The organism is Streptomyces sp. Wb2n-11 (assembly GCF_001049855.1).
GTDB lineage: Bacteria > Actinomycetota > Actinomycetes > Streptomycetales > Streptomycetaceae > Streptomyces > Streptomyces altiplanensis.
The window spans coordinates 6,071,614-6,095,236 of the sequence record NZ_CVPB01000001.1 but is presented as its reverse complement, the minus strand read 5'-3'; the positions used below and the strand labels follow the sequence as shown (position 1 = coordinate 6,095,236).

The window sequence follows — 23,623 nt, the reverse complement described above, 5'->3', positions numbered from 1 at the left end:
AGGTGTGCGGTGGCCGGCCGGGGACCGGCTGGGGACCGGCTGGGTCAGGCGTGGAAGGGCAGGCCGGCCTCGGCGGTCAGTTCGAGGTCGTCGGCGTCCGGCGGCGGCACGAGCGTCGCGCCGCCGTCGGTCACCGGCACCACGCCCAGTTCCAGCAGCTCGGCCATGGCGGCGCTGCCCGCCATGTCACGGACCTGCAGCTGGTAGCGGGCGGTGGTGCGGTACGCCCCTCCGGCGTCGTCACCCGTGCGCTGCAGGAAGCCGGAATCGGTGAGGAAGGCGACGGCCTTGCCGACGATGCCGGTGGTGGAACCGGCCAGCCGTCGCGCGTCCTTGGTGGCGCCGGTCGCGCTGCGACGGGCGTATATCCGCCAGGCCGCTTCGAGGCCGGGGGCCTCGGTGGCCGGGTCGGTGTTCTCGCCCTGGGCGTCGGCGCGGTCCTCGAGACGGCGGCATGCCTGCCGTACGAAGGCGTCGACGCCGTTGACCGTGATGCGGCCGATGTAGTTGTCGTCGGCGAGGTCTTCGGGGCGGGGGAACGCCAGCGCGGCGACAGCCAGGTGGGCGAGGCCGTGCAGGAACCGGTCGGCGGAGTCGGCGGAGGCACGCCGGGCGTAGTCGCCCATGCGTACGGCGAAGACGGAGTCCTCTCCGGCGGAGACCGCCATGCCGGCGCGCGTGGAGACTTCGAGGACGACGAGCCCGAGCCCGGTCGCGACGGCGTCGGCCAGCCGGGCGAAGGCGGGCTCCTCGCGGTAGCGGCGGAGGAGGTCGGCGTACTCGATGTCTCGGGCGGGCAGCAGCTTGGGCTGCAGCCCGAAGGACACGAGCCGGGCGGCGTCGGCGGCGTCGGCGGGCGTGACCGCGCCGTTCGCGACGGGTGCGTTCGCGACGTGCGGGGGAGGTGAGGGAGCGGTCGCGGACGTCTCGGCCGGCTCGGCGGCGGTGGCCGCGCCGGCCGCGTCACCGGCGGGCCGCTCCCTCCACGCGTCGGCGTGCTCTGCGTGGTGGTCACTCACGGCTGCTGCTCCTCGGTGCGGAAGTTCTCGGTTTCGGGTACGGACGGGGTGGCGCGCCCGGCGTCCGGGGTGCCCGGACTCGCGGCAGCGACGGCACGGCCACCGGGCGGCGCCTGCCGGTAAGACGCGTGATCAGTGGCGTGGATCACCGCTGCCGGGCCGGTGGCGGAGGAAGAGGCCGGCTCCGGGCGGACCGGGGGCGGCGGAGCCGGGGCGCCGGCCTTGTCCGGAGCGGTCCCGCGCCTCGTGTTCATGCCGTCTCCTTGCGGTCCGCGGTCATCCCGGCCGCGTCCAGCAGGGCCATGCCCACGATCAGGTCGGCGCCGCCGAACTCCGGGTCGTCGAGCTCGGTGCCGTCGTCCACGGCGAACAGCAGCCGCTCCTCGCCCTGCCGGTACGCGGTGCCGACCGGCGGGCTCGCCGCGTGGACCGCGAGCAGCGCGACGAGGTACGGGAGCTCGGGGTCGCGGCGCCGGGCGTCCGCCAGCAGCCCGGACAGCCTGCGCGGTGCGTCGTGCGGCAGATCGAGCAGCTCCATCGCGCTCGCCAGCTGCTCCTCGCTGAACCGGCTGTCGTCGGGGGTGGCGATCAGGTCGGGCTCGGGCATCTCGGCGCCCAGGTGCTCCCGCTCCACCGGCGGCGTCAGCAGTAGGTCGACCAGGTCTCCGACGCGTACGGCGACGGGCGTGCGCAGCCCGGTGCCGCGCGCGAAGAAGGCGTCGGTGACCCGGATCGCCTGCTCGACCGGCAGCGGCAGCAGCGGAGCGACCAGCTGGCCGTACAGATCGAGTCCCGACCGGGCCGTGGGCGTGGCGAAGGCCTGGCGGTCCTGCTCGGCGCGGAACAGCGGTCCCGCTTCCAGCAGCCGGGACTGCAGCTGCGTGTGCCTGCGGATGCAGTCCTTGACGATGTCGACGAGTTCGGCCGCGCGCCGCTTGTTCTCCGGGCCCTCGGCCTCGTCGCGCGCCTTGCGGATGTTGGTGAGGATCGCGTTCTCGTGCCGGTAGCGGTCGGCCACGTGGTCGAGCGCCTCGGCGATCATGTCGGGCACGGAGTTGAGCCAGTCGACGGCGCGCACATTGCGCCGGGTGGCCTCCAGTGTCCTGCGCAGCGTCTCGGCGTACTGCACGGTCCGGTAGCGGGCCTGCTCGGCGGCGAGCTGGGCGTCGGCGAGCCGGCCCCGGCTGATCAGGACTTCGAGCTTGACCTCGGCGGCGATCTGCGCGCTGGTGACATCCGTGTCGAGGGCGCCGACGAGGACGTTGACCGCCTCGTCGGTGGTCCGCAGGTAGACACTGCCGCCGTGTCCGGGGACCTCCTCGAGGAGCTTGAAGTCGTAGTCCCTGCGCACGTAGGCGCCGTCCGGGCCGAACGTTCCGTAGACCGCGCGGAAACCGCGGTCCACGCTTCCCACGTTGATCAGGTTCTCCAGGACCCAGCGGGCGACGCGTTCGTGCTCGGCGAGTGGGCGGTGCGGGGCCTGGGCGGCGACGCGCGGGAGCAGCCTGGCCACTATCTGCTCATGGTCGGCGCCCGTGTCGAAGTCCATGTTGAGGGTGACCATGTCGATCGCGGCGAGGGCGACTTCCGCCATCGCGTAGACCGAGTACTCGCCTGCGAGGTTCGCCTTGCGGACGTCGAGATCATGGAGCGGCGCCGTGCAGGCGAGCGCGCGGAGCCGCCGCGCGAGCCCCTCGTCGGCGGCCGGGCCCTGTGCGGGCCGCGGCCCCGCGCTGAGCTGGGGCGGAACCAATTCCGTCGATGCAGGCGAAGTCACGTGGCCCAGATTAGGTCCTCGCACTGACACCGGTCGAAACGGCGCAGAAGCGACCCCTCGGGGCGGGCCGGAGCAGGGGGTCCGGCAGGCGCTCAGGCCCCCCAGTCCCCGGCCTCGATGTGGCGCGCGTACACCTCGGCGAGCTGGGTGCGCGAGTCGTCGAGATAGCCGGCGAGCAGTCGTTCACCGGCCGCGCTGTCGCCCGTCCGCAGGCATTCCAGAATCTGCCGGTTCCGTACGAGATAGGGCTCGTGCAGCCGACGCGGATCTGCCACCACGTGGAAGGCGAGGCGCAGTTCGGCCAGGACGCCGCGCATCAGCTCGTCGGTGCGCGGGCTGCCGGCGAGGGCGACGAGTTCACGGTGGAAGTGGATGTTGGCCGTCGACACCCCCTTCCACTCCCGTCGGCGGGCCGCCCGCTCACCGTCGGTGACGGCCTTGTCAAGGCCGCCGAGGGGGAAGGGAGGTGCGCCCAGGCCGCGGACGACGGCGCATTCGATCAGCCGTCTGGTGCGGTAGATGTCCTCGACGTCCTCGACGGCGAGGACCCGGACGAAGACGCCGCGGTTGAGCCGGTGGACGAGCAGCCGCTCATGGGTCAGCAGCCGGAACGCCTCGCGCAGGGTGTTGCGCGAGACGCCCAGCGCCTTGCCGATGCTGTCCTCCGAGAGGCGCTCCCCCGGCGGGAAATAGCCCTCGGCGATACGGGTGCGGAGGATGTCCGCGACGCGCTCCGCCGTGCTGGTGCGGCCCAGCAGGGGGCGGTCGTCAGCCAGCCCTCCGGCCTCGGACTCCGTCGTGTTCACAGCGCCCTCTCCCTCGGTTCCCGCGGACCGGCCGCTCCCGGTGGCGTGCGGTGTCCATCGTAGAAGCAAGAACGAACCGACATGACTCTTGTCGGATCGTTCAACAATCCCCTACCTTGACGACACCGCACGGTCTCAGCGCACTCCTCCCTCCTCCCCTCCTGCGAGGTGCAGATGAGTACCACCCAGGCACAGCCGGAGCAGAACGAGCTCCCCGACGACAACGGGGCGTTCGCCTGGCTGCGCGCCCTCGGGCCGCGCGGCCGCCGCGCGTTCGGCGGAGCGTTCGGCGGATACGCCCTCGACTCCTACGACTTCTTCACGCTGCCCCTGAGCATGGTCGCGATCTCCGCGTACTTCAGTCTCAGCACCGGGCAGACCGGTCTGCTCACGACCGTCACCCTGGTCGTCTCCGCGATCGGCGGCGCCATCGCCGGCATCGCAGCCGACCGCATAGGCCGGGTGAAGGCGCTGATGATCACAGTGATCACCTACGCCCTGTTCACCGTCCTGTGCGGGTTCGCCCCCAACTACGAGACGCTGCTGGTCTTCCGCGCCCTCCAGGGCCTCGGTTTCGGCGGCGAGTGGGCGGTCGGCGCGATCCTGGTCGCCGAGTACTCCTCTGCCAGGCACCGCGGCCGTACGCTCGGCGTCGTCCAGAGTTCCTGGGCGGTCGGCTGGGCGCTCGCGGTCATCGTCTACACGGTGGTGTTCCAGTACCTGGACCCGGACACGGCCTGGCGCGTGATGTTCTGGACCGGCGCGCTTCCCGCGCTCCTGGTGGTCTACGTACGCCGCCACGTCAGCGACGCGCCGGAAGCAGCCGAACGGCGTCTCGCGAGCAGCGACAAGGGATCGTTCACGGCGATCTTCAAGAAGGACCTGCTGCGCACCACGCTTTTCGGCGTACTCCTGTCCACCGGCGTCCAGGGCGGCTACTACACCCTCGCCACCTGGGTGCCCACCTACCTCAAGACGGAGCGGGGCCTCACCGTCGTCGGCACCGGCGGTTACCTGACGTTCCTGATCTCGGGTGCGTTCATCGGTTACCTCACCGGCGGGTACCTCACCGACAGGCTGGGCCGCAAGAAGAACATCGCGCTCTTCGCGTTCCTCTCCGCCGCCTGCATCCTCGCTTACACCAACATCCCGGCCGGGGCGAACAACGTGGTGCTCGTCCTGGGCTTCCCGCTGGGGTTCTGCATGTCGGCCATCTTCAGCGGCTTCGGCTCGTTCCTCAGTGAGCTCTATCCGACGGCGGTCCGCGGGACCGGCCAGGGGTTCACGTACAACACGGGCCGCGCCGTGGGCGCGTTCTTCCCGACCCTCGTCGGCTTCCTGGCGGGCAGCTGGGGAGTCGGGGGCGCTCTCGTCTTCGGTGCCATCGGTTACGGACTCGCCGTAGTGGCGCTGTTCGGGCTTCCCGAGACGCGCGGGAAGGAACTCCGGTGAACGTCGCCGCGAGGGCCGGGAGCCCCCGGGAAGCACGCGCCCTGTTCCGCACGGGGGTCGGCGCGACGACCGCGGGCTGGGTGCCCGGGTACGCGCAGGCCAACCTCCTCTCGGTGCCCGCGGACTGGGCGTACGAGGTGCTGCTCTTCTGCCGGCGCAACCCGAAGCCCTGTCCGGTGCTCGACGTCACCGACGCCGGGTCCTGGACCACCCCGCTGGCACCCGGCGCCGATCTGCGCACCGACCTGCCCGGGTACCGGGTCTGGCGGGACGGTGAACTCGCCTGCGAACCGGCCGAGGTCACCGGTCACTGGCGCGACGACCTGGTGTCCTTCCTCATCGGTTGCAGCTTCACCTTCGAGGCGGCCCTGTCGGAAGCCGGTGTGCCGATGCGTCACATCGAGCAGGGGCGCAACGTCCCGATGTACACGACGAGCCGCCCGTGCCGGCCCGCGGGGAGGCTGCACGGCCCGATGGTGGTGTCGATGCGCCCCGTTCCTCCCGGCCTGGTCTCCACGGCCGTCCGGGAGAGCGCCCTGCTGCCCGACGTGCACGGCGGCCCGGTGCACTGCGGCGATCCGGCCGGCCTCGGCATCATGGACCTCGGGCGGCCGGACTTCGGCGACCCCGTGGAAGCACAGCCCGGTGACGTTCCGGTGTTCTGGGCCTGCGGAGTGACGCTGCAGGCGGCCGTGACGGCCTCACGGCCGCCCTTCGCGATCACCCACGCACCGGGCCGGATGTTCATCACCGACGCCCGCGACGAGCAGTTCCGTGTGGCCTGACCAGGAGACGGATCCGTACATGACCTCGGCATCGATCGATCTCAACGCCGACCTCGGGGAGGGTTTCGGACGCTGGCGGCTGACCGACGACGAACAGCTGCTGTCCGTCGTCACCAGTGCCAATGTCGCCTGCGGCTTCCACGCCGGTGACGCGGCGACCATGCGCCGCGTCTGCGACCTCGCCGCCGAGCGGGGGGTACGGATCGGCGCGCAGGTCTCGTACCGCGATCTGGCAGGCTTCGGACGGCGCTCCATGGACGTCCCCGCAGACGAACTCGCCGCCGAAGTCGCCTACCAGATAGGCGCGCTGGAAGTGTTCGCACGAGCGGCGGGTTCGCGCGTCTCGTACGTCAAACCGCACGGCGCGCTCTACAACCGTGTGGTGCGCGACGAGGAGCAGGCCACCGCCGTCGTCGAGGGTGTACTGCTCGCGGGCGGACAGCGGCCGGTTCTCGGACTGCCGGGGTCGCGGTTCCTCGGCATCGCCTCGAAGGCCGGCCTGCCGGTCGTCGCCGAGGCGTTCGCGGACCGCGCGTACACGGCGGAAGGGACGCTCGTTCCGCGCGGGCAGGAGGGCGCCGTCGTCACCGACGAGGTGACGGTCGTCGAACGCTCCCTCTCCATGGCCCGGTCCGGCGTCGTCACCTCGCACTGCGGCAGGCCGGTCGGCGTGCGGGCCCGCTCGCTGTGCCTGCACGGGGACACCCCGGGCGCCGTCGGCCTTGCCCGCCGCGTACGGGAGCGCCTGGAGGGCGCGGGCGTCCGCGTGGAGGCCTTCGCATGAGTGCCCTGAGGGCGCTGCCGGCCGGTGACCGTGCCCTGCTGGTCGAACTCGGCAGCGGCGAGGAGGCGGAGGCGCTCCACGCCGAACTGCTGCGCCGCCGCGCGCAGGGCACGCTCCCCGCCGTGCGGGAGATCGTGCCGGCGGCGCGCACCGTGCTGCTCGACGGCCTCGACGATCCCGGGGACTTCGCTCGGCGGCTGGCCGGCTGGGAGGTCCCGCCGCTCGCGCCGGGCGCCGGGGGCGCGATCGAGATCCCGGTGCGTTACGACGGCCCCGATCTCACGGCGGTGGCCGGGCTGTGGGGCGTACCGGAAGGCGAGGTGGGGCGGATTCACGCGGCGACCGTGTTCCGGGTGGCGTTCTGCGGGTTCGCGCCCGGGTTCGGCTATCTGACCGGCCTCGACGAGCGGTACGCCGTACCGCGCAGGGACACACCGCGCACGGCGGTCCCGGCGGGCGCCGTCGCGCTGGCCGGCGCGTACACGGGGGTCTATCCGCGCGCCTCCCCCGGTGGCTGGCAGCTCATCGGCTCGGCGGAGGCAGTGCTGTGGGACCACACCCGGACGCCCGCCGCGCTGCTCACGCCGGGCACCCGGGTGCGCTTCGTACCGGAGGAGCTGTGACGGACCGGGCTTTCGCGGTCGTACGGGCCGGGGCCCTGACCTCCGTACAGGACCTGGGGCGGCCCGGCCACGCCCATCTGGGGGTGCCGCTCTCGGGCGCGCTGGACCGGCCGGCGGGCGCTCTCGCGAACCGGTTGGCCGGCAATCCGCCGGAGGCGGCTCTCCTGGAGACGACTCTCGACGGGTGCGCGGTACGGCCGCGTTGCGCGGTCACCGTGGCGGTCACGGGCGCGCCGTGCCCCGTCACCGTGGACGGGCGTCCCGCCGCCTGGGGCGCACCGGTGCGTGTGGCGGCGGGAGCCGTACTGGAGCTCGGGCGTGCGGTGCGCGGCGTACGGAGCTATCTCGCGTTCGCCGGCGGGGTCGCCGCCGAGCCCGTGCTGGGCAGCCGTTCCACCGATCTGCTGTCGGGGCTCGGCCCCGCGCCGCTGGCCGACGGTGCGGTGCTGCCGCTGGGAGACGGATCGGGGCCACCGGTGTACGCCGATGCCGTGCCCTGGCAGGGCCCTCCGGAGGAACTGGTACTGCGGACCGGCCCCGGGCCCCGTACGGACTGGTTCACCGGGCGGGCGCTGCGCACCCTGGCCACGGCGGTCTACCGGGTGTCCTCCGCGAGCAACCGCATCGGACTGCGCACCGACGGTCCGCCCCTGGAGCGCGCCGTGGCCGGTGAACTGCCGAGTGAGGGCATGGTGCTCGGCGCGGTGCAGGTGCCGCCCGACGGGCGCCCCGTGGTGTTCCTGGCCGACCACCCCACCACGGGCGGCTACCCGGTGGTCGCCGTCGTCGAAGAACAAGACCTGGCCGCGGCGGCGCAGGCCGCGCCCGGCACGCCCGTCCGCTTCGTCCCGGCCGGCCGGCGCTGAGGGCCCGCAAGAAAGCTTTCAGGCGTCCTCAGCCATCAGTCCTCAGGCCGGCCGTAGCCGCCCCCGCCGGGTGTACGGACCACCAGCGTGTCCCCCGGCCCGGCTTCGGCCGTGTCACACCCCTCCAGCGGCGTGACGGTGCCGTCGGCGCGCTCGACGAAGTTGCTGCCGGTCGCTCCCGGCCCGCCGCCGGCCATGCCGCAGGGCGGGACGCGGCGGTGGCCGGAGAGCAGCGCCACCGTCATCGGCTCCAGGAAGCGGATCCTGCGTTCCGCGCCGCAGCCGCCCCGCCACCGGCCGGTTCCTCCGCTGCCCTCCCGCACGGAGAAGCTCTCCGGGCGCACCGGGTAACGCCACTCCAGCACCTCGGGGTCGGTGAGGCGCGAGTTGGTCATATGGGTCTGCACGGCGTCGGCCCCGTCGAATCCGTCGCCCGCCCCCGAGCCGCTCGCCACGGTTTCGTAGTACTGCACGCGGTCGTTGCCGAAGGTGACGTTGTTCATGGTCCCCGAGCCCTCGGCCTGGACGCCGAGCGCGGCGTACAGCGCGCCGGTCACCGCCTGCGAGGTCTCGACATTGCCCGCCACGAGGGCGTCCCGGAAGCCTTCGGTGACGATGAGCACGGTCGGCTCGCCGCGCCGTTCCAGGAGCGCGTCGGCGGCGACTGTCGTGCCCATCCTGACGGTGTCGATCCGGTCGGCCGGGACCGGATCGTCCGGTCCGAGCCCCAGCATCAGCCGGATTCCGGCGACGGCCGCGTCCCGGTGGCGCTCCGGGTCGTGCGAGAGCAGTTCGCGGGTGACGAGCCTTCCGTCGGGCCGTCGGCCCACCACATCGGTGAAAGTGCCGCCACGGTCGATCCAGAATTCCCAGCGCCCGCTCATTCACCCATTCTGGCAAGGAGCGTCGCGGTCGGCGCGGGTACGGCGGCGAGCGCGGCCGAGAACGCCTGGGAAGCGCGCAGACCGAGCCGCGCGCCGGTTCCGCGGGCGACAAGGTGGCGGGCGGTCCGCAGGGCGCAGCGGGCAACGCCGTTGACGCCGGGGACAAGGATTCGGTGAGGACGACGACACGCATACCCGTGTCGTCGTCAGGCCGGGAGTGGCCCGGCCCGCTTGGATCTGTCCGGCCGAGGAACGTCCTACGAGCGTGTGGCCCCCGTGCCCGCGCCCGTCACGCGTTCCCGCACGCCCTTCCGCACCCACTCGGACAGCCGCCGTCACGCCCGCTCAGAGGGCGGGCGCGTCGGGCCCGATCCTGCTGCGTACTGCGGTCTGCACCTCGGCCTCCTCGGCCGGATCGGCGGCGAGCCGCCGCAGTCTCTCCGCCACGCGCGCGTCGCCGGTCTCGGCGTGCAGCGCGGCCAGCTCCCTGGTCGTCTCCTCGCAGTCCCACAGGCACTCGACGGCGAAGCCGGTGGCGTACGACGGGTCGGTGGCGGCCAGGGCGCGCGCCGCGCGGCCGCGCAGGTGCGAGGAGGCCGTCTCCCGGTAGACGTGGCGCAGTACGGGCGCCGCGGCACAGATGCCCAGCCGCCCCGCGCCGTCCACGAGGGTCCACAGGAGCGGTGCGTCGGGCCCGTCCGCCCGTACGGTCTCCCGCAGCGCACCGAGCACGAGCGGGGCGTCCCCGGCCTCGCCCCGGCAGGCGAGCACACCGGCGGCCGACGCCCCCAGGGCGTCGGGGCGGTGCACCCAGCCGCGGGCCCGGTCCACCGCGTCGGCGCCGCACATCCGCTCGAAGGAGGCGACGGCGGCTTCCGCGACGGTACGGGAAGGGCTCTGGGCCGCCGCCTCGATGAGGTCGAGCGCGGCAGGGTCGCGTGACGCGGCGAGGTAGTGCAGGGCGGTGCTGCGCGCGCCGTCCTGGCCGCTGCGGGCGGCCTCGACGATCGCGGACCGGTCCGCGGGTCCCGCGACGGCCGTCAGGCACCGGGCGGCCGGCCCATGCAGCGGCGTACCGCGGTCCAGGCCCTGCTGGGCCCAGTCGAACACCGCCTGGACGCTCCAGCCGGGGCGGGGCCCGGACGGTCGCATCTGCCGCTGCCAGCGGGCGAACGACCCCTGTTCCTGGGCCGTCCGTACGCGGGCGCCGACGCTTTCGCGCGGGTCCTCGGACCACAACCGCCAGGGCCGGGGCTCGAAGGCGTCCCGTACGGCGGAGGCCAGTGCGGCCTCACCCTCGGGGGTGGCGGGGAACCGGGCGAGCACGGGCAGGGCGAGGCCGCGCAGTCCGGCGTCGTCGTCGCGCAGGGCGAGCTCGTCGAGGGCCCAGGTCCAGTTGGCACCGGTCCTGGTGTACCGCCGCAGCAGCGCCACGGCGTCGTTCCTGCCGTACGAGGCGAGGTGGCCCAGTACGGCGAGGGCGAGGCCGGTCCTGCCCTCGTCGGTGTCGACGAGGTCCTCGGGGTCGAAGAGGTGCTGCTCGATCGCTTCGAGCCCGCCGTCGAGATCCAGGTAGAGGCGCGCGTAGTACAGGGAGCGGTTCTCGACGTGCCAGTCGTGGCGGGGGTCGTCGAGGACGCAGTGGTTGAGGGCCGCGAGCGCTTCGGGGCGCGGCGCGGCGAGCGCGTGCAGCGTGCCGTCGCCGCGGCCCCTCTGCAGGAGGCCGAGCAGGGTGCCGCTCGGCGCTATGACTGGATCGAACATGGGAAAAGCCTCACATCAAGCTGTCGACGCAACCGGGATACGTGCCGTGCCTAGGCCGCGCGACACCCTGTCCGGTCGTCCGCCGTCGTCTCTTGCCCGCTGTAGACCATCTTCCTCCGCCTCTCGTCGGTGGGCCCGGAGCGGGCCCGTTCACATTCCCCGTGGCCCGGCGGCTTCCGCCGGGCCACGCACATGTGAATCCGTCGTCATGATGACCCAGCCATTTCGCCGACGCGACCACATTTACGACGCCCCGGTCACTGGGCGCCGAACAGCTCCAGCAGGTCCTTCTTGTCGAACATCCGTGCCGTGTCCACGGCCGACGGCGTTCCGGCGGACGGGTCGGCGCCACCGTCGACCAGCGCGCGGATCACCGCCTCCTCGCCCTTGAAGACGGCTCCGGCGAGCGGCGTCTGCCCCCGGTCGTTGGCCCGGTCCGGGTCGGCGCCCCGGCTCAACAGGGCCTGCACGGCGTCGGCATGGCCGTGATAGGCGGCGAGCATCACGAGAGAGTCGCCCCGGTCGTTGGTGAGGTTCGCGGGCACTCCGGCGTCGACGTACGCGGCGATCGTCTCGGCCTCGCCCCGGCGCGCCAGGTCGAAGATCTTGGTAGCCAGCTCGACCACCTCGGGATCCGGGGTTTCGCTCATCGGACGGACCGCCTTCCACTGCCGTTCACTGCTGTGACCTGTACGTACGACATCGGAGCCGTACGAGTGAATCGTCAGGGTACTGCCCGCCCGCCGACATGACCCGGCCCGTCGGCGGCAAAGATCACGGCGAGCGGACCACCATCGGCCACCTCGGCGAAAAACCTGAAAAGTACCCCATTTGCACCTTTTGCCGTATAGCTACATGCTGTGAGCCTGGAAGAACTCATGGTGACTGTCCCCTCAACCAGGAGAACCTCATGATCCTGTCCATCTCAGGCGTCGTACTGCTCGGCATCGTCGTCTTCCTCTTCTTCCGGAAAGACGGCCTCAAGGCCTCGCACGCCATCGTCTGCGCACTGTTCGGCTTCTACCTGGCAGGCACGGCCATCGCCCCGAGCATCAAGGCCGGAGGCGCCAGCCTCGCGGGCCTGCTGGGCGGGATCAAGTTCTGACCTGCCGCAACCGCTCCAACACCACCAGGAGGCCGAAGTGGCCCGGCGCCCACTCCCCCGCATTCCGAGCAGCAGCAGTGCCTCGATCACCCGCAGCCGCGAGATCGTGCGCACCGCAGCCGACAGCGCCACCGACGTCCTCCATCCGCTGATCACCGTCACACGTGGTCTCCGGCGGCTGGCTGCCGCCGGCCGGCGCACATGGACCGCCATGCCCAAGGACCGGCGTGGTCCCGCGCTGTTCCTGGCGTCAGCCGTCGCACTGGTGGTCGCGCTCATCCCGTACGGGCCGCTGCTCGTCCTGATCACGGTGATGGCCGCGGCCGCCTGGAAAGGGCGGGAACGCACCCCCGCACCCGGACCCGGCGAAGCCGAGAAGGACCGGCTCCGGGCCGTCTACGAGGCCCTGGTGCCGCACTTCTCGGTGGCCGAGGACCCCGCCCCGCTGTTCACCCACGGCGGCGAGTGGGACAAGGCGTTCCCCGAGTACGCCTTCGACGACGGCCGGCTCGTCCGGCTGCTGGTGCGCTACCCGGCGTACTTCACGGACGGCGACGCCTCCTCCCGGGCCCGCGTCGAGCGGCTGCTGCACGCCAAGTCGGGCCGCGGCCGCGAGTACCACTTCGCCTGGGACGAGGAGGGCAACCAGCTCCTCATGACGGTGCTCCCCGCGCTGTCCACCGCCATCGCCGCCCAGCGTTTCGTCACCGCCCCGGGCGAGACCGTACTGGGCTTCACCGACGCCGGGGCGGTCCAGCGGACCGTACCGGTCACGGAGGGCGACAGGACGTACCACGCTCCCCCGGTGATCTGGCGGACGGGTCCGCGCTCCACCGAGCCGCACCTGCTCGCCGTGGGACACCCGGGAAGCGGTACGACCAGCCTGCTCCGCTCGATCGCCCTGCAGGCCCTCCAGTACGGCGACGTGGTGATCGTCGAGGGCAGCGGCACCGGCGAGTACGCGTGCCTCACCGGACGCGACGGCGTACTGGCCGTCGAATGCAGCGTCGCGGGAGCGCTCGCCAGCCTGGAATGGGCCGCGCACGAGACCGAGCGGCGGCTGATCGCCGCGAACCGCGCCCGCCAGGCGGGACACCCCGCCCCGGAAGACACGAAACGCCCTCTGTGGATCCTGCTGGACCGGCCGAGCGTGTTCGGCCACCTGGCGGCCGCCGACGGGCGCACCGATCCCCAGCAGCTGCTCCAGGTGCCCCTGCGGCACGGCAGGGCGGCGAACGTCACGGTGGTGGTGGCGGAGCAGTTCGACACCGTGGAGGCCCTGAGCGAGACCGTACGCTCCCACACACGCGCACGTGTGGTGCTCGGTCCGTCCGCTCCCGGGCAGGTGGAGTCCGTCCTGGGAGAGCCGCCGCACACGACACCGACCCCCGACACCCCTCCCGGCCGCGGTTACGCACGGCTCGGCGCCGGTCCCGTGATGCGGCTCCAGGTCCCGGCGACGCCCGACCCGTACGACGACGCGACGAGCGAGGCACACCGGCAGGCCGTCATCGACCTGCTTCCCGAGCGTCTGGACGTGCCGGAGGCGCGTTCCGAGAAGCAGCCCCGGTTCCTGCCCCCCGCGCAGGAACCGGAGCCGGTGCCCGCCGAGGGCTGACCCCGACGGCCCGGAGAGCCGGCGGACGCGGGTCAGGCGACGAACGTCCGCGGGGCTTCGATGCCGGAGCTCGCTCCGCTCTCCACGAGCCTCGCGGCCGCCGCCAGCCGCACCGCCGCCTCGTCCGCCACCGGCCCCCCGACGGTGAACGGCAGCCGGACATATCCCTCGAAGGCCCCGTCGACGCCGAAACGCGGCCCCGAGGGGACCCGCACACCGACGCGCTCGCCCATCTCGGCGAGCCGCGAACCCGACAGCCCCCCGGTGCGGACCCAGAGCGTCAGCCCTCCGCGCGGGACGTCGAATTCCCAGTCGGGCAGTTCCCTGCGCACCGCTTCCACGAGCGCGTCGCGGTTCTCGCGCGCCTGCGTGCGGCGGATCTCCACAGCCTGTTCCCAGCCGCCCGTACTCATCAGCCAGTTGACGGCGAGCTGTTCCAGTACGGGCGTCCCGAGGTCGGCGTACGCGCGGGCCGCCACCAGGCTGCGGATCACGTCCGGCGCCGCCCGCACCCAGCCGATGCGCATGCCCGCCCAGAATGCCTTGCTGGCGGAGCCCACCGTCAGGACCGTGCTGCCCGACGGGTCGAAGGCGCAGACCTGCCGCGGCATGGCGACATCCGCGTCCAGGAAGAGCTCCGTCATGGTCTCGTCCACGACGAGAACGGTCCCGGCCGAGCGCGCCGCGTCGACGAGCCCGCGCCGCTGGTCCTCGTCGGCCAGGGCGCCGGTCGGGTTGTGGAAGTCCGCGACGACGTACGCGAGGCGCGGGGCGGCGTCGCGCAGGACCTGCCGCCATCGCGGCAGGTCCCAGCCCGTGAGCCCCTCGGCCATCGCGACGGGCACCAGCCGGGCACCCGCCTCGCGCATCAACTGGAGGATATTGGCGTACGACGGCGACTCGACGGCGATCCGCTCGCCCCGGCCCGCGAAGAGATGGCAGATGGCGTCGATCGCGCCCATGGCGCCGGTGGTGACCATGATCTGCTCGGGCATGGTCGGGATGCCGCGCTCGGTGTACCGGTCGGCGAGCATCTGCCGCAGCGCGGGCAGGCCCGCCGGGTAGTCGCCGTGCGTGTGCGCGTACGGCGGCAGCTCCTCCAGCGCGCCCTGGACGGCGCGGGTGAGCCACGGCTCGGGCGCGGGCAGGGAGGCGCAGCCGAGGTCGATCACGGAGCCCAGGGACTCGGGCGGCAGGGGTTCGAGGCCGCGCGCGGGCAGCGGGTTGCCCGCGGGGACGGCGGTCCAGCTGCCCGCGCCCCTGCGCGACTCCAGGAAGCCCTCGGCACGCAGGGCCTCGTACGCCGCGGCCACGGTGGTACGGCTGACGGCCAGGGCCACGGCCAGCTCGCGCTCGGCGGGGAGCCGCGCGGCGACCGGCACACGCCCTTCGAGCACCAGCAGCCTTATGCCGTCGGCGAGGGCGCGGTACGCCGGCGGCTTGCGCGTGCCGGGCCCCTGCGGGCGCGCCTGCTGGGCGTTGAGCTGTCTGGCGAGCTGGGCCGCACCGACCGCCGAAGTCCACTGCGCCATAATTTCCAGTCCACCTAACTCGAATTGGCCATGGATAGCATCTTCTTCCAAGCCACACAGTGTCACGCAGCGGTCCACTGATGCCACCATCTCTATCCGAGGAGCACCTCTTGTCCAGGGATCTCACCCGCCGGCTGCTGCAGCTGTACGTCGGTCTGGCGCTGTACGGAGTGAGTTCGGCGGTGCTCGTACGCGCGGGCCTCGGCCTCGAACCCTGGGGAGTGCTGCACCAGGGCCTCGCCGAGAAGACCGGGCTGACGATCGGCGTGGTCTCGATCGGCGTCGGCGCCCTGGTCCTGCTGCTCTGGATTCCGATCAGGCAGCGCCCCGGGCTCGGCACCGTCTCCAATGTCGTGGTGATCGGCATCGCGATGGACGGCACGCTCGCCCTCGTACCCGACGTGCACGGTCTGGCCGGGCAGATCCCACTGATGCTCGCCGGCATCGTGCTCAACGGCATGGCGACGGGCCTGTACATCGCCGCCCGGTTCGGGCCCGGTCCGCGCGACGGGCTGATGACCGGCCTGAACCGCCTCACCGGGCGCTCCATCCGGCTCGTGCGCACCGCGATCGAGGTGGCCGTCGTCGCCACCGGCTTCGTCCTGGGCGGCTCCCTCGGCGTCGGCACCGTCGTCTACGCCCTCGCCATCGGACCGCTCGCCCAGCTCTTCCTGCGTGTCTTCGCCGTTCCGGCGCCGGACGCCGGCGCCACGGTCGTCGTCGCCGGTTCACGGGAAGGCGCGACAATCCCCCGGTGAACCGTGACCGCGTACGCCACCCCTATCTGAACCACCCCGCGCCACTCGCGTTCGCCCACCGCGGCGGGGCGGCCGACGGCCTGGAGAACACCGCGGCGGCGTTCCGGCGTGCCCGTGAAGCCGGGTACCGGTACTTCGAGACGGACGTGCACGCCACGGCGGACGGCCGGCTCGTCGCGTTCCACGACGCGACCCTGGACCGGGTGACGGACGCGCGGGGCCGCATTTCCGCGCTTCCCTGGAGCGTCGTCAGCCGCGCGCGGGTGACGGGGGACGAGCCGCTGCCCCTCTTCGAGGAACTGCTCGAAGAGTTCCCCGAAGCCCGCTGGAACGTGGACATCAAGGCCGAGCCCGCCCTCGCGCTCCTGGTCGACCTGATCCGCAGGACCGGCGCATGGGAGCGCGTGTGTGTCGGATCGTTCAACGAGAACCGGGTGGCGAGGGCGCAGCGCCTCGCGGGCCCCCGCCTCGCCACCTCCTTCGGCACTTCGGGCGTCCTGGGGCTGTGGCTGCGTTCACGCTCGCTGCCCGCCCCCGTGCGCCGCAGCGCGGTGTGCGCCCAGGTACCGGAGGCCCGGAGCGGTGTCGGAGTGGTCGATCACCGCTTCGTGCGGACGGCGCACACCCTCGGTCTCCAGGTCCACGTGTGGACGGTCAACGATCCGGGCCGGATGGCGGCGCTTCTCGATCTCGGCGTGGATGGCATCATGACGGATCACATCGAGACGTTGCGCACGGTACTGACCGAGCGGGGTGCCTGGGCCTGACCCCGTGCCGTCCCGTGCCCGCGACGGCGCGGGGACGAGCGAGGGGGTGCGCGGTGAGCGCTGGCACCGTGGACCGTACCGACGGCGCGGAGGAGGCGGACGGCCCGGACGGGGCGGCCGGCCGCAGGCGCGAGCAACGCGGCTGGTACTTCTACGACTTCGCGTGCTCCGTCTATTCGACGAGTGTGCTCACGGTCTTCCTCGGCCCCTACCTGACGGCGGTCGCGAAGGCTGCGGCGGACGCGGACGGCTTCGTCCACCCGCTGGGCGTCCCGGTGCGGGCGGGCTCGGTGTTCGCGTACGCCGTCTCCGTGTCCGTCGTGGTGGCTGTGCTCGTCATGCCGCTGGCGGGCGCGGTCGCGGACCGCACGGGCCGCAAGAAACCGCTGCTCGCGGCCGCCGCGTACGTCGGGGCGGGCGCGACGGCGGGCATGTTCTTCCTGGACGGGGACCGCTATCTGCTCGGTGCGTTCCTGCTGATCGTCGCCAACGCCGCCCAGTCCGTCGCGATGGTGCTCTACAACGCCTATCTCCCCCAGATCGCCCCGCCGCACGAGCGCGACAAGGTCTCCTCGCGCGGCTGGGCGTTCGGCTACACGTCCGGCGCCCTCGTGCTCGTCCTCGACCTCGTGCTCTATTCGGGACACGAGAGCTTCGGGATCACGGAGTCCACGGCTGTCCGGATCTGCCTGGCCTCGGCGGGCCTGTGGTGGGGCGCCTTCACGCTCGTGCCGCTGCGTCGGCTGCGCGACCGGAGGGCGACGGCGAGCGGCACGAGCGGCGACCGCGCGCCGGGCAGGGCCGGCACGGGGTGGCGCCAACTGGCCGCCACCGTCAAGGACATGCGCCGCCACCCGCTGACGCTGTCCTTCCTGCTCGCCTATCTGGTCTACAACGACGGCGTCCAGACAGTGATTTCGCAGGCGTCGATCTACGGGTCCGAGGAACTGGGCCTCGACCAGACGACGCTCATCACGGCCGTCCTGCTGGTGCAGGTGCTCGCGGTCGCCGGCGCGCTCGGTATGGGCCGGCTGGCCCAGCGGTTCGGCGCCAAGCGCACCGTCCTCGGCTCGCTCGCGGCCTGGACCCTGACGATCGGCGCGGGCTACTTCCTGCCCGCCGGGGAGCCCGCCTGGTTCTACGCCCTGGCCTCGGCGATCGGTCTGGTGCTCGGCGGCAGCCAGGCCCTGTCCCGCTCCCTCTTCTCCCACATGGTGCCGCGCGGCAAGGAGGCGGAGTACTTCTCGGTCTACGAGATGAGCGACCGGGGCATGAGCTGGCTGGGACCGCTGGTCTTCGGGCTGACGTACCAGCTGACCGGCAGCTACCGGGACGCGATCATCTCGCTCGTGGCCTTCTTCGCCCTGGGATTCGCCCTGCTCGTCCGGGTGCCCGTGCGGCGGGCCGCGGAGGCGGCCGGAAACCCCGTGCCGGAGCGAATTTAGACACGTGAAGTGAAAGGCCGGTAGTGTACGCCTTTGGCCTGCCAGGCGGACCGTTACTGCGCGCTCGGATATCGACAACGCTGGGTGACATCTACTGCCGCAAGTGACAAACCGGGCACTGGTGGGTACCCAACTTTTGGGAAAAAGCAGCGGCACGACGGGCGACGCATGACCCGCAACGGGAATCTTTACCGCCGACCGGACGTTGACCGGATGACGACGACAGCGACACCTGTCCTGTGGGCGACAAGCCCGGGAGGCACGATTCATGAGTGAGCGAGCTCTCCGCGGCACGCGACTCGTGGTTACAAGCTACGAGACCGACCGCGGCATCGATCTGGCCCCGCGCCAGGCGGTGGAGTACGCATGCCCGAACGGACATCGATTTGAGATGCCGTTCTCGGTAGAGGCCGAGATTCCGCCGGAGTGGGAGTGCAAGGCGTGCGGCGCCACGGCACTCCTGGTGGACGGCGACGGGCCTGAGGAGAAGAAGGGCAAGCCCGCGCGTACGCACTGGGACATGCTCATGGAAAGGCGCACCCGCGAGGAGCTCGAAGAGGTCCTGGCCGAAAGGCTTGCGGTACTGCGATCCGGCGCCATGAACATTGCGGTGCATCCGCGGGACAGCCGCAAGTCCGCGTAACGCCCCGGCGTTGCGCCTGACGGCAGTCAGCACAACAGCAAGAGCCGCGGGGCCGTGACACAGCGAGTCTGCTGTCACGGCCCCGCGGCTCTTGTCATTCCACAAGCGTCCGCGCCAGGGGGCGGGCGGAGGCGTCAGGGGGTCAGCGGCGGCCGCAGGCCGTCGTCCCGCCGCGGCGCGGGCCGCGTGTCCTCCCGGACGACCTCACCCTGCACGACCTTGCCGTCCGGGCGGTGAATGCGGGCCTGCTGGAAGGCGTCGCCCAGGCTGCCGGCGCCGGCCGCGCTCATCCTGCGCTCCAGGGAACGCTCGGCGTACCTGCCGAGGAACGACCGGACGGGCGGTACGAGCAGCAGCAGCCCCGCCGCGTCCGAGACCAGTCCCGGCAGCATCAGCAGCAGACCGCCGAGCATCAGGAAGCCGTTGCCGCTGCTCCCCCGCCGCTGCGCGGGCGTCCCGCCCGACTGCTGCCGCTGGAGCGTCTCGGTGAGGTTCCTGAAGGCACGGCGGCCCGCCCGCTTGATGACCACGGAGCCGAGCACGACGCCCGCCACCAGCAGCAGGAACACCGTGAATCCGCTCGCGGCACCGGCCACGACGGTCAGCAGCCAGATCTCCAGCACCAGCCAGGCGGCGACGGAGAGAGGTATGAGAGTGCGCGCACGCGAGCGCTTGGGGGCTGTCGGGAGCGGTGAGCCGGTCGTCATGCCCCCAGTGTGCCTGGGCGGGCGCCTGGACGGCGTAAGGAAGAGATCAGGTGAGCCTGCGCCCGAGGAACTTGTTCGCGCGGGAGCCGACGCCCCACGCCGTCACGCGCCACAGCGCCTCGACGACGATGTCACGGCTCATCTTGCTGTCGCCCAGTTCGCGCTCGACGAAGGTGATGGGCACCTCGACCACGTGGTGTCCCGCCTCGATCGCACGGCGGGCGAGGTCGACCTGGAAGCAGTACCCCTGGGAGGCGACCTCTTCAAGGCTCAGGCCTTCCAGAGTCTGCGCGCGAAAGGCCCGGAAGCCGCCCGTGACGTCGCGGATCGGTACGCCGAGCAGCACCCGCGAGTACGTGCTGCCGCCCCGGGAGAGCACCTCGCGGTGCTTGGGCCAGTTGACGACGCGTCCGCCCGGCACCCAGCGCGAGCCGAGGACCAGGTCGGCCCCCTTGAGGGCGGTCAGCAGACGCGGAAGCTCCTCGGGCTGGTGCGAGCCGTCCGCGTCCATTTCCACGAGTACGCCGTACCCGTGCTCGATGCCCCAGCGGAAGCCCGCCAGGTAGGCCGCGCCGAGCCCTTCCTTGCCCTTGCGGTGCAGGACCTGGACCCGGTCGTCGCCGGCCGCGATCTCGTCGGCGATCTTCCCGGTGCCGTCGGGGCTGTTGTCGTCGGCGACCAGAACGTGCGCGTCGGGGACCGCCGCACGCACCCGGGAGACGATCGGCTTGATGTTCTCGGCCTCGTTGTAGGTCGGAATGATCACCAAGGCTCTGCCGAGCGGGCCGTAACGCCTCTGACCGCCGTCGTTCACTGCTTCCCCTTAATGTCCGTACACAGTTGCCCCACCATAGCGAGCGTGGTCCGGCAGGCCTGCACGGATGCCGTCGGGAGGAAGCGGAAAGCCGTTCTGCGGGTCGGGGCCCGGCGTCCTTCGGGCCGGCCCCGGGCCCGCCGGCTGCGGGTCGGCCGAGAGCCGTTGTCTACTGAACATCCGGGCCCCACCCGAGTCCCACCTTCCCCGGGCTCCCGAGGAGCAGGGGGGACCCCCGCCCGGCCGAACCTTCCCTCGCCCCCGAGGCGCGGGCGCTGAACCTGGCTCCGAGTACTGGTGCGCCGGTGCGGCACACCGCCCCATGACCCAGCGGCGTTCGACGACTGCGTGGAGGTCTGCCGGTCGGACGTCCTGCGGTGGACCCGGCCGAACCTACCGGCCGGTGGCCGCTTTCTGTCAATAGCCGTTCGACCTGCGGCGTTCGTTCAAATCACCAGGTCAGTGCGGAAGGTGCGCGAGGGGCACAACGCCCCCTGGGAACACCGATCGGCGGTACCGCACCCGTGCACATCACCCGTTCGGCCGCACGAAGACGGTCTGTCCGAATACCACGGTCCGCAGGCAGACGGGGAGTTCGGCGCCGGGCGTGAGGTCCGGCAGCCCGGGGGTGCCGGAGCGCGGGTCGGTCGACCAGCGGGCGACCCGGTCGTCGGGCGCCTGCACCACGAGCTCGTCGGCTCGCCAGACCGCGTAGTCGGCGGGGGCGCCGGGGACCAGGGTGCCCGCGTCGTCGCGGCCGACGGCCCTCCAGCCGCCCCGCGTGTGGGCGGTGAAGGCGGCGCGTACGGAGACGCGGTGCTCTGGCGTGCGGTGGAAGGCCGCCGCCCGGACCGTGCCCCACGGGTCGAGCGGGGTGACCGGGCTGTCGGAGCCGAAGGCCAGCGGCACCCCGGCGCGCAGCAGGGCGGCGTACGGATTGAGCGTACGGGCCCGCTCGGCGCCCAGGCGCTGCGCGTACATGCCGTCCTCGCCACCCCAGGCCGCGTCGAACGCGGGCTGCACCGAGGCGGTCAGACCGAGTTCGGCGAAGGCGGCGATGGTGGCGGGGGTCAGCATCTCGGCGTGCTCGACGCGGTGGCGTGCGGCGCGGATTCGGGCGAGGCCGAGCTTCCGGGCGGCGGCGCGCACCCCGTCGACGACCGAGGTGAGGGCCGCGTCGCCGATGGCGTGGAAGCCGGCCTGGAGCCCGGCTTCGGTGCAGGCGGTGACATGGGCGGCGACGGCGGCCGTGTCGAGGTGGGCGGTGCCGGTGTGGGGAGCGTCGGCGTACGGGGCGTGCAGGCAGGCGGTGTGCGAGCCGAGGGATCCGTCGACGAAGAGGTCGCCCGCCGCGCCCACCGCGCCGAGTTCGCGCACGCGTTCGGCGTCCTTCGCACCCGCGACCTGCTCGGCCCAGTAGCCGAAGACGCGCGGGCCCGGCTGCTCCGCCGCCAGCTTCAGCAGGCCGGTGAAGTCCTCCTCGTCGGAGATGTCGGGCCCCGCGCACTCGTGGACCGCACCGATGCCGAGCGAAGCGGCGTGCGCGAGCGCCGCGCGCTGCGCCTCGGCGCGCTGCGCCGGCGTGACGGCGCCGTGCGCCGCGGCGCGCACGGCGTGGTGGGCGGAGGCGGTGAGCGGGGCGTCCGGGTGGTAGCCCGCCAGACCGGTGATTCCGGGGACCAGGTCGAGGAGGGCGGTGGTGACGACGGCCGAGTGGACGTCGATCCGGGGCAGGTAGAGCGGGCGGCCGCCGGCCGCCTCGTCGAGTTCGGCGCGGGACGGGGGCCGCTGTTCGGGCCAGCGCGTGGCGTCCCAGCCGTGCCCGAGCAGGATGCGGCCCGCCGGGGCTGCGGCGGCGTGCGCCCGTACGAGATCCAGCGCACCGGCGAGGGAGCGCGCACCGGAGAGATCGAGGCCGGTGAGGGCGAGACCGGTGGACGTGGTGTGCACGTGTGCGTCCGTGAACGCCGGCGTCACCAGAGCCCCTTCGAGGTCGATCACCTCGTCGACACCCGGGGCGAAGGCGTCGGCCGCCCCTTCGGAGCCCACCCAGGCGACATGTCCGCGCTCGACGACCATCGCGGTGGCGAAGGGATCGGCGGGGCTGTGGACGTCTCCGCCGCGCAGCAGCACGGTGCGGTGTTCGACCTCGGGGGCGGGGGCGTTGTGCTCGGTCATGGGGACCAGTCTCGCCCCTCGCGCGGGAGGTTCCGTGAGCGGGGGGCGGGGCGGGGTCAGATCTGCGGCGGGCGGGCCTCGTACGGGGTGGAGAGGACCACGGTCGTACGCGTGGACACGCCGGCCAGGGAACGGATGCGGGTCAGCAGGTGCTCGAGTTCGAGCGGGGTGGCGACCCGCACCTTGAGGATGTAGTTCTCGTCGCCGGCCACGCTGTGGCACGCCTCGATCTCGGGCACGCCCGCCAGCCGTTCCGCGATGTCGTCGGGGGCGCTGGGGTCGAACGGTTTCACCGAGATGAACGCGGTGAGCGGCAGCCCGACGGCCCCGGGGTCGACCACCGCGGCATAGCCGCGGATGACCCCCCGCTGCTCCAGCCTGCGCACGCGCTGGTGCACGGCCGAGGTGGACAGGCCCGTGGCCTTGCCCAGGTCGGTGTAGCTCATCCGCCCGTCCTTGACGAGCAAATCCACGATCTGACGATCCAGCTCCTCCATAGCGGATCAACCTATTGCCCCGGAGGGCTTCCGGCACAGCCGGAAGCCCTCCGGGGGGCGCCTGCGACGCGCATGTGACGAACACCACACGCCTGAGGCCGTGTCCGTCGGGCAGGTGCGATTACCGCGCGTGCGTGACGGGAAGTGCTTGCTGTGGTCGAGGTCGCAGCGCCTTGTCGGCCCACCCGAGGGGGAGTGTCTCCATGCAGAGCCCGAAGCACACCGGACGTACCGAACCGGAGCCTGTCGAATCCGTCGAACCCGTCGGCTCCGTCGACGACAACGAGGTCGACGATCTCGACGACTTCGACGCGTACGACACCTTTGAGATGTACCGGGTGATCTGCCCGGACTGCACCCAGCCGATCGCGCTGCTGGCGGACGAGAACGTCCTGCCCGAGCACGCGAAGTGCCCCACTCCGTGGAACCCGTTCGGGCTCACGGCGTGCGCGGGCACCGGGCGCCCGGCGGCGGACGCCAAGCCCGCCGACGAGAGCCTGGAGGTCCAGGAGCAGGAAACGGCGCTGCTGCTGACGCTCCCTCAGGGGTTCGACTGGCGGACGCAGCCGTTCTCGCACGTCGGCGGTCCCGGCTCGCGTCCGCTCAAGGTGTCGCAGCTGCGGCGCGCGGCGTAGGGCCCGTCCGGCAGGCACTCTTCCCGCCGCGTCCCCCGTGTTCCCCCCGCCCCTTCCCGGAGGGGCGGGCAGTGCGGATTACCGCGTGAACGGACGCTCGAATGGGATCGGCGATAACCCCGGCGGCCCTGCGGCTGTTGACCCGATATGACCCTGCAGTACAC

At 72.5% G+C, this 23,623-nt stretch carries 24 protein-coding genes; 12 read left to right on the top strand and 12 right to left on the bottom strand.

Going from position 1 to position 23,623, the window contains the following annotated elements:
* Positions 1-44 precede the first annotated feature (44 nt).
* From BN1555_RS27845 to BN1555_RS27830, 4 genes are all read right to left on the bottom strand, one after another.
* The gene (locus BN1555_RS27845) at positions 45-1,019 is read right to left on the bottom strand and encodes a hypothetical protein (protein ID WP_093801934.1); all 975 of its coding nucleotides are present in this window, start codon (positions 1,017-1,019) and stop codon (positions 45-47) included.
* Positions 1,016-1,273, bottom strand: a complete 258-nt coding sequence (locus BN1555_RS27840) for a hypothetical protein (protein ID WP_093801933.1) — start codon at positions 1,271-1,273, stop codon at positions 1,016-1,018. Before BN1555_RS27840 ends, BN1555_RS27845 begins: the two co-directional genes overlap by 4 nt.
* Complete coding sequence (locus tag BN1555_RS27835; RefSeq protein ID WP_093801932.1) at positions 1,270-2,796, bottom strand: hypothetical protein; 1,527 nt, start codon at positions 2,794-2,796, stop codon at positions 1,270-1,272. The genes BN1555_RS27840 and BN1555_RS27835 overlap by 4 nt, the downstream gene beginning before the upstream one ends.
* A gap of 92 nt (positions 2,797-2,888) precedes the next feature.
* Positions 2,889-3,602 (bottom strand): GntR family transcriptional regulator, encoded by a 714-nt coding sequence (locus tag BN1555_RS27830; protein ID WP_093801931.1) that lies wholly within the window; start codon positions 3,600-3,602, stop codon positions 2,889-2,891.
* 174 nt (positions 3,603-3,776) lie between these two features.
* Here BN1555_RS27830 and BN1555_RS27825 point away from each other — a divergent pair, with 174 nt between their 5' ends.
* From BN1555_RS27825 to BN1555_RS27805, 5 genes are read left to right on the top strand one after another with little or no spacing between them, the layout of a single operon-like run.
* Complete coding sequence (locus BN1555_RS27825) at positions 3,777-5,054, top strand: MFS transporter (protein WP_093801930.1); 1,278 nt, start codon at positions 3,777-3,779, stop codon at positions 5,052-5,054.
* Complete coding sequence (locus BN1555_RS27820; protein ID WP_255306202.1) at positions 5,051-5,839, top strand: putative hydro-lyase; 789 nt, start codon at positions 5,051-5,053, stop codon at positions 5,837-5,839. The genes BN1555_RS27825 and BN1555_RS27820 overlap by 4 nt, the downstream gene beginning before the upstream one ends.
* Positions 5,840-5,858: 19 nt before the next feature.
* Complete coding sequence (locus BN1555_RS27815) at positions 5,859-6,623, top strand: LamB/YcsF family protein (RefSeq protein WP_093803686.1); 765 nt, start codon at positions 5,859-5,861, stop codon at positions 6,621-6,623.
* Positions 6,620-7,246, top strand: coding sequence for a 5-oxoprolinase subunit B family protein (locus BN1555_RS27810; protein WP_176710148.1), 627 nt, complete (start codon positions 6,620-6,622; stop codon positions 7,244-7,246). The genes BN1555_RS27815 and BN1555_RS27810 overlap by 4 nt, the downstream gene beginning before the upstream one ends.
* Positions 7,243-8,112, top strand: a complete 870-nt coding sequence (locus tag BN1555_RS27805) for a 5-oxoprolinase subunit C family protein (RefSeq protein WP_093801928.1) — start codon at positions 7,243-7,245, stop codon at positions 8,110-8,112. The genes BN1555_RS27810 and BN1555_RS27805 overlap by 4 nt, the downstream gene beginning before the upstream one ends.
* A 35-nt stretch (positions 8,113-8,147) precedes the next feature.
* On the opposite strand, the gene BN1555_RS27800 is transcribed toward BN1555_RS27805, so the two are convergent.
* The 3 genes from BN1555_RS27800 to BN1555_RS27790 form a co-directional block, all read right to left on the bottom strand.
* Complete coding sequence (locus BN1555_RS27800) at positions 8,148-8,996, bottom strand: hydantoinase B/oxoprolinase family protein (RefSeq protein WP_093801927.1); 849 nt, start codon at positions 8,994-8,996, stop codon at positions 8,148-8,150.
* Positions 8,997-9,341: 345 nt separating this feature from the next.
* The gene (locus tag BN1555_RS27795; RefSeq protein WP_093801926.1) at positions 9,342-10,760 is read right to left on the bottom strand and encodes a HEAT repeat domain-containing protein; all 1,419 of its coding nucleotides are present in this window, start codon (positions 10,758-10,760) and stop codon (positions 9,342-9,344) included.
* A gap of 257 nt (positions 10,761-11,017) precedes the next feature.
* A complete protein-coding gene (locus tag BN1555_RS27790) occupies positions 11,018-11,410 on the bottom strand; it encodes an ankyrin repeat domain-containing protein (protein WP_093801925.1) in 393 nt (130 codons plus the stop codon).
* A 260-nt stretch (positions 11,411-11,670) separates the two neighbouring features.
* Here BN1555_RS27790 and BN1555_RS27785 point away from each other — a divergent pair, with 260 nt between their 5' ends.
* Together BN1555_RS27785 and BN1555_RS27780 are read left to right on the top strand one after the other, a co-directional pair.
* Positions 11,671-11,865 carry a hypothetical protein gene (locus BN1555_RS27785; protein WP_093801924.1) on the top strand — a complete coding sequence of 65 codons (195 nt, stop codon included), beginning with the start codon at positions 11,671-11,673 and terminating at the stop codon, positions 11,863-11,865.
* Between the two features lie 37 nt (positions 11,866-11,902).
* Positions 11,903-13,483, top strand: coding sequence for a hypothetical protein (locus BN1555_RS27780; protein WP_093801923.1), 1,581 nt, complete (start codon positions 11,903-11,905; stop codon positions 13,481-13,483).
* A gap of 32 nt (positions 13,484-13,515) precedes the next feature.
* Here BN1555_RS27780 and BN1555_RS27775 read toward each other — a convergent pair whose 3' ends face one another.
* The gene (locus BN1555_RS27775; protein WP_093801922.1) at positions 13,516-15,015 is read right to left on the bottom strand and encodes an SCO1417 family PLP biosynthesis transcription factor; all 1,500 of its coding nucleotides are present in this window, start codon (positions 15,013-15,015) and stop codon (positions 13,516-13,518) included.
* Between the two features lie 110 nt (positions 15,016-15,125).
* Between BN1555_RS27775 and BN1555_RS27770 the strand changes: the two genes are divergently transcribed.
* The 4 genes from BN1555_RS27770 to BN1555_RS27755 all read left to right on the top strand — a co-directional run bounded on the left by BN1555_RS27770 (position 15,126) and on the right by BN1555_RS27755 (position 18,628).
* A complete protein-coding gene (locus tag BN1555_RS27770) occupies positions 15,126-15,773 on the top strand; it encodes a membrane protein YczE (RefSeq protein ID WP_369688998.1) in 648 nt (215 codons plus the stop codon).
* Entirely contained in the window at positions 15,770-16,540 is a 771-nt protein-coding gene (locus BN1555_RS27765; RefSeq protein WP_093801920.1) for a glycerophosphodiester phosphodiesterase family protein, read from the top strand. The genes BN1555_RS27770 and BN1555_RS27765 overlap by 4 nt, the downstream gene beginning before the upstream one ends.
* A gap of 53 nt (positions 16,541-16,593) precedes the next feature.
* Positions 16,594-17,985, top strand: a complete 1,392-nt coding sequence (locus BN1555_RS27760) for an MFS transporter (RefSeq protein WP_093801919.1) — start codon at positions 16,594-16,596, stop codon at positions 17,983-17,985.
* 268 nt (positions 17,986-18,253) lie between these two features.
* Complete coding sequence (locus BN1555_RS27755; RefSeq protein WP_014044757.1) at positions 18,254-18,628, top strand: RNA polymerase-binding protein RbpA; 375 nt, start codon at positions 18,254-18,256, stop codon at positions 18,626-18,628.
* 134 nt (positions 18,629-18,762) lie between these two features.
* Here the strand turns inward: BN1555_RS27755 and fxsA are convergent, their stop codons facing one another.
* The 4 genes from fxsA to BN1555_RS27735 form a co-directional block, all read right to left on the bottom strand.
* On the bottom strand, positions 18,763-19,335 hold the full coding sequence (gene fxsA, locus BN1555_RS27750; protein WP_093801918.1) for an FxsA family membrane protein: 573 nt from the start codon (positions 19,333-19,335) through the stop codon (positions 18,763-18,765).
* Positions 19,336-19,381: 46 nt separating this feature from the next.
* Positions 19,382-20,149, bottom strand: coding sequence for a polyprenol monophosphomannose synthase (locus BN1555_RS27745; RefSeq protein ID WP_093801917.1), 768 nt, complete (start codon positions 20,147-20,149; stop codon positions 19,382-19,384).
* 531 nt (positions 20,150-20,680) lie between these two features.
* Positions 20,681-22,327, bottom strand: coding sequence for an amidohydrolase (locus tag BN1555_RS27740; protein WP_093801916.1), 1,647 nt, complete (start codon positions 22,325-22,327; stop codon positions 20,681-20,683).
* Positions 22,328-22,383: 56 nt separating this feature from the next.
* Positions 22,384-22,824: an Lrp/AsnC family transcriptional regulator gene (locus BN1555_RS27735; RefSeq protein WP_093801915.1), complete on the bottom strand. Its 441-nt coding sequence runs from the start codon at positions 22,822-22,824 to the stop codon at positions 22,384-22,386.
* 203 nt (positions 22,825-23,027) lie between these two features.
* Here BN1555_RS27735 and BN1555_RS27730 point away from each other — a divergent pair, with 203 nt between their 5' ends.
* On the top strand, positions 23,028-23,459 hold the full coding sequence (locus tag BN1555_RS27730) for a hypothetical protein (RefSeq protein WP_093801914.1): 432 nt from the start codon (positions 23,028-23,030) through the stop codon (positions 23,457-23,459).
* The last annotated feature ends 164 nt before the right edge of the window (positions 23,460-23,623 follow it).

Excerpts from the sequence above, each read along its gene's own strand:
- fxsA (WP_093801918.1), bottom strand. The coding sequence starts at position 19,335 with ATGACGACCGGCTCACCGCTCCCGACAGCCCCCAAGCGCTCGCGTGCG.
- BN1555_RS27740 (WP_093801916.1), bottom strand. The coding sequence starts at position 22,327 with ATGACCGAGCACAACGCCCCCGCCCCCGAGGTCGAACACCGCACCGTG.
- BN1555_RS27755 (WP_014044757.1), top strand. The coding sequence starts at position 18,254 with ATGAGTGAGCGAGCTCTCCGCGGCACGCGACTCGTGGTTACAAGCTAC.
- BN1555_RS27795 (WP_093801926.1), bottom strand. The coding sequence starts at position 10,760 with ATGTTCGATCCAGTCATAGCGCCGAGCGGCACCCTGCTCGGCCTCCTG.
- BN1555_RS27800 (WP_093801927.1), bottom strand. The coding sequence starts at position 8,996 with ATGAGCGGGCGCTGGGAATTCTGGATCGACCGTGGCGGCACTTTCACC.
- BN1555_RS27810 (WP_176710148.1), top strand. The coding sequence starts at position 6,620 with ATGAGTGCCCTGAGGGCGCTGCCGGCCGGTGACCGTGCCCTGCTGGTC.
- BN1555_RS27840 (WP_093801933.1), bottom strand. The coding sequence starts at position 1,273 with ATGAACACGAGGCGCGGGACCGCTCCGGACAAGGCCGGCGCCCCGGCT.
- BN1555_RS27815 (WP_093803686.1), top strand. The coding sequence starts at position 5,859 with ATGACCTCGGCATCGATCGATCTCAACGCCGACCTCGGGGAGGGTTTC.
- BN1555_RS27785 (WP_093801924.1), top strand. The coding sequence starts at position 11,671 with ATGATCCTGTCCATCTCAGGCGTCGTACTGCTCGGCATCGTCGTCTTC.
- BN1555_RS27790 (WP_093801925.1), bottom strand. The coding sequence starts at position 11,410 with ATGAGCGAAACCCCGGATCCCGAGGTGGTCGAGCTGGCTACCAAGATC.
- BN1555_RS27735 (WP_093801915.1), bottom strand. The coding sequence starts at position 22,824 with ATGGAGGAGCTGGATCGTCAGATCGTGGATTTGCTCGTCAAGGACGGG.
- BN1555_RS27730 (WP_093801914.1), top strand. The coding sequence starts at position 23,028 with ATGCAGAGCCCGAAGCACACCGGACGTACCGAACCGGAGCCTGTCGAA.
- BN1555_RS27775 (WP_093801922.1), bottom strand. The coding sequence starts at position 15,015 with ATGGCGCAGTGGACTTCGGCGGTCGGTGCGGCCCAGCTCGCCAGACAG.
- BN1555_RS27825 (WP_093801930.1), top strand. The coding sequence starts at position 3,777 with ATGAGTACCACCCAGGCACAGCCGGAGCAGAACGAGCTCCCCGACGAC.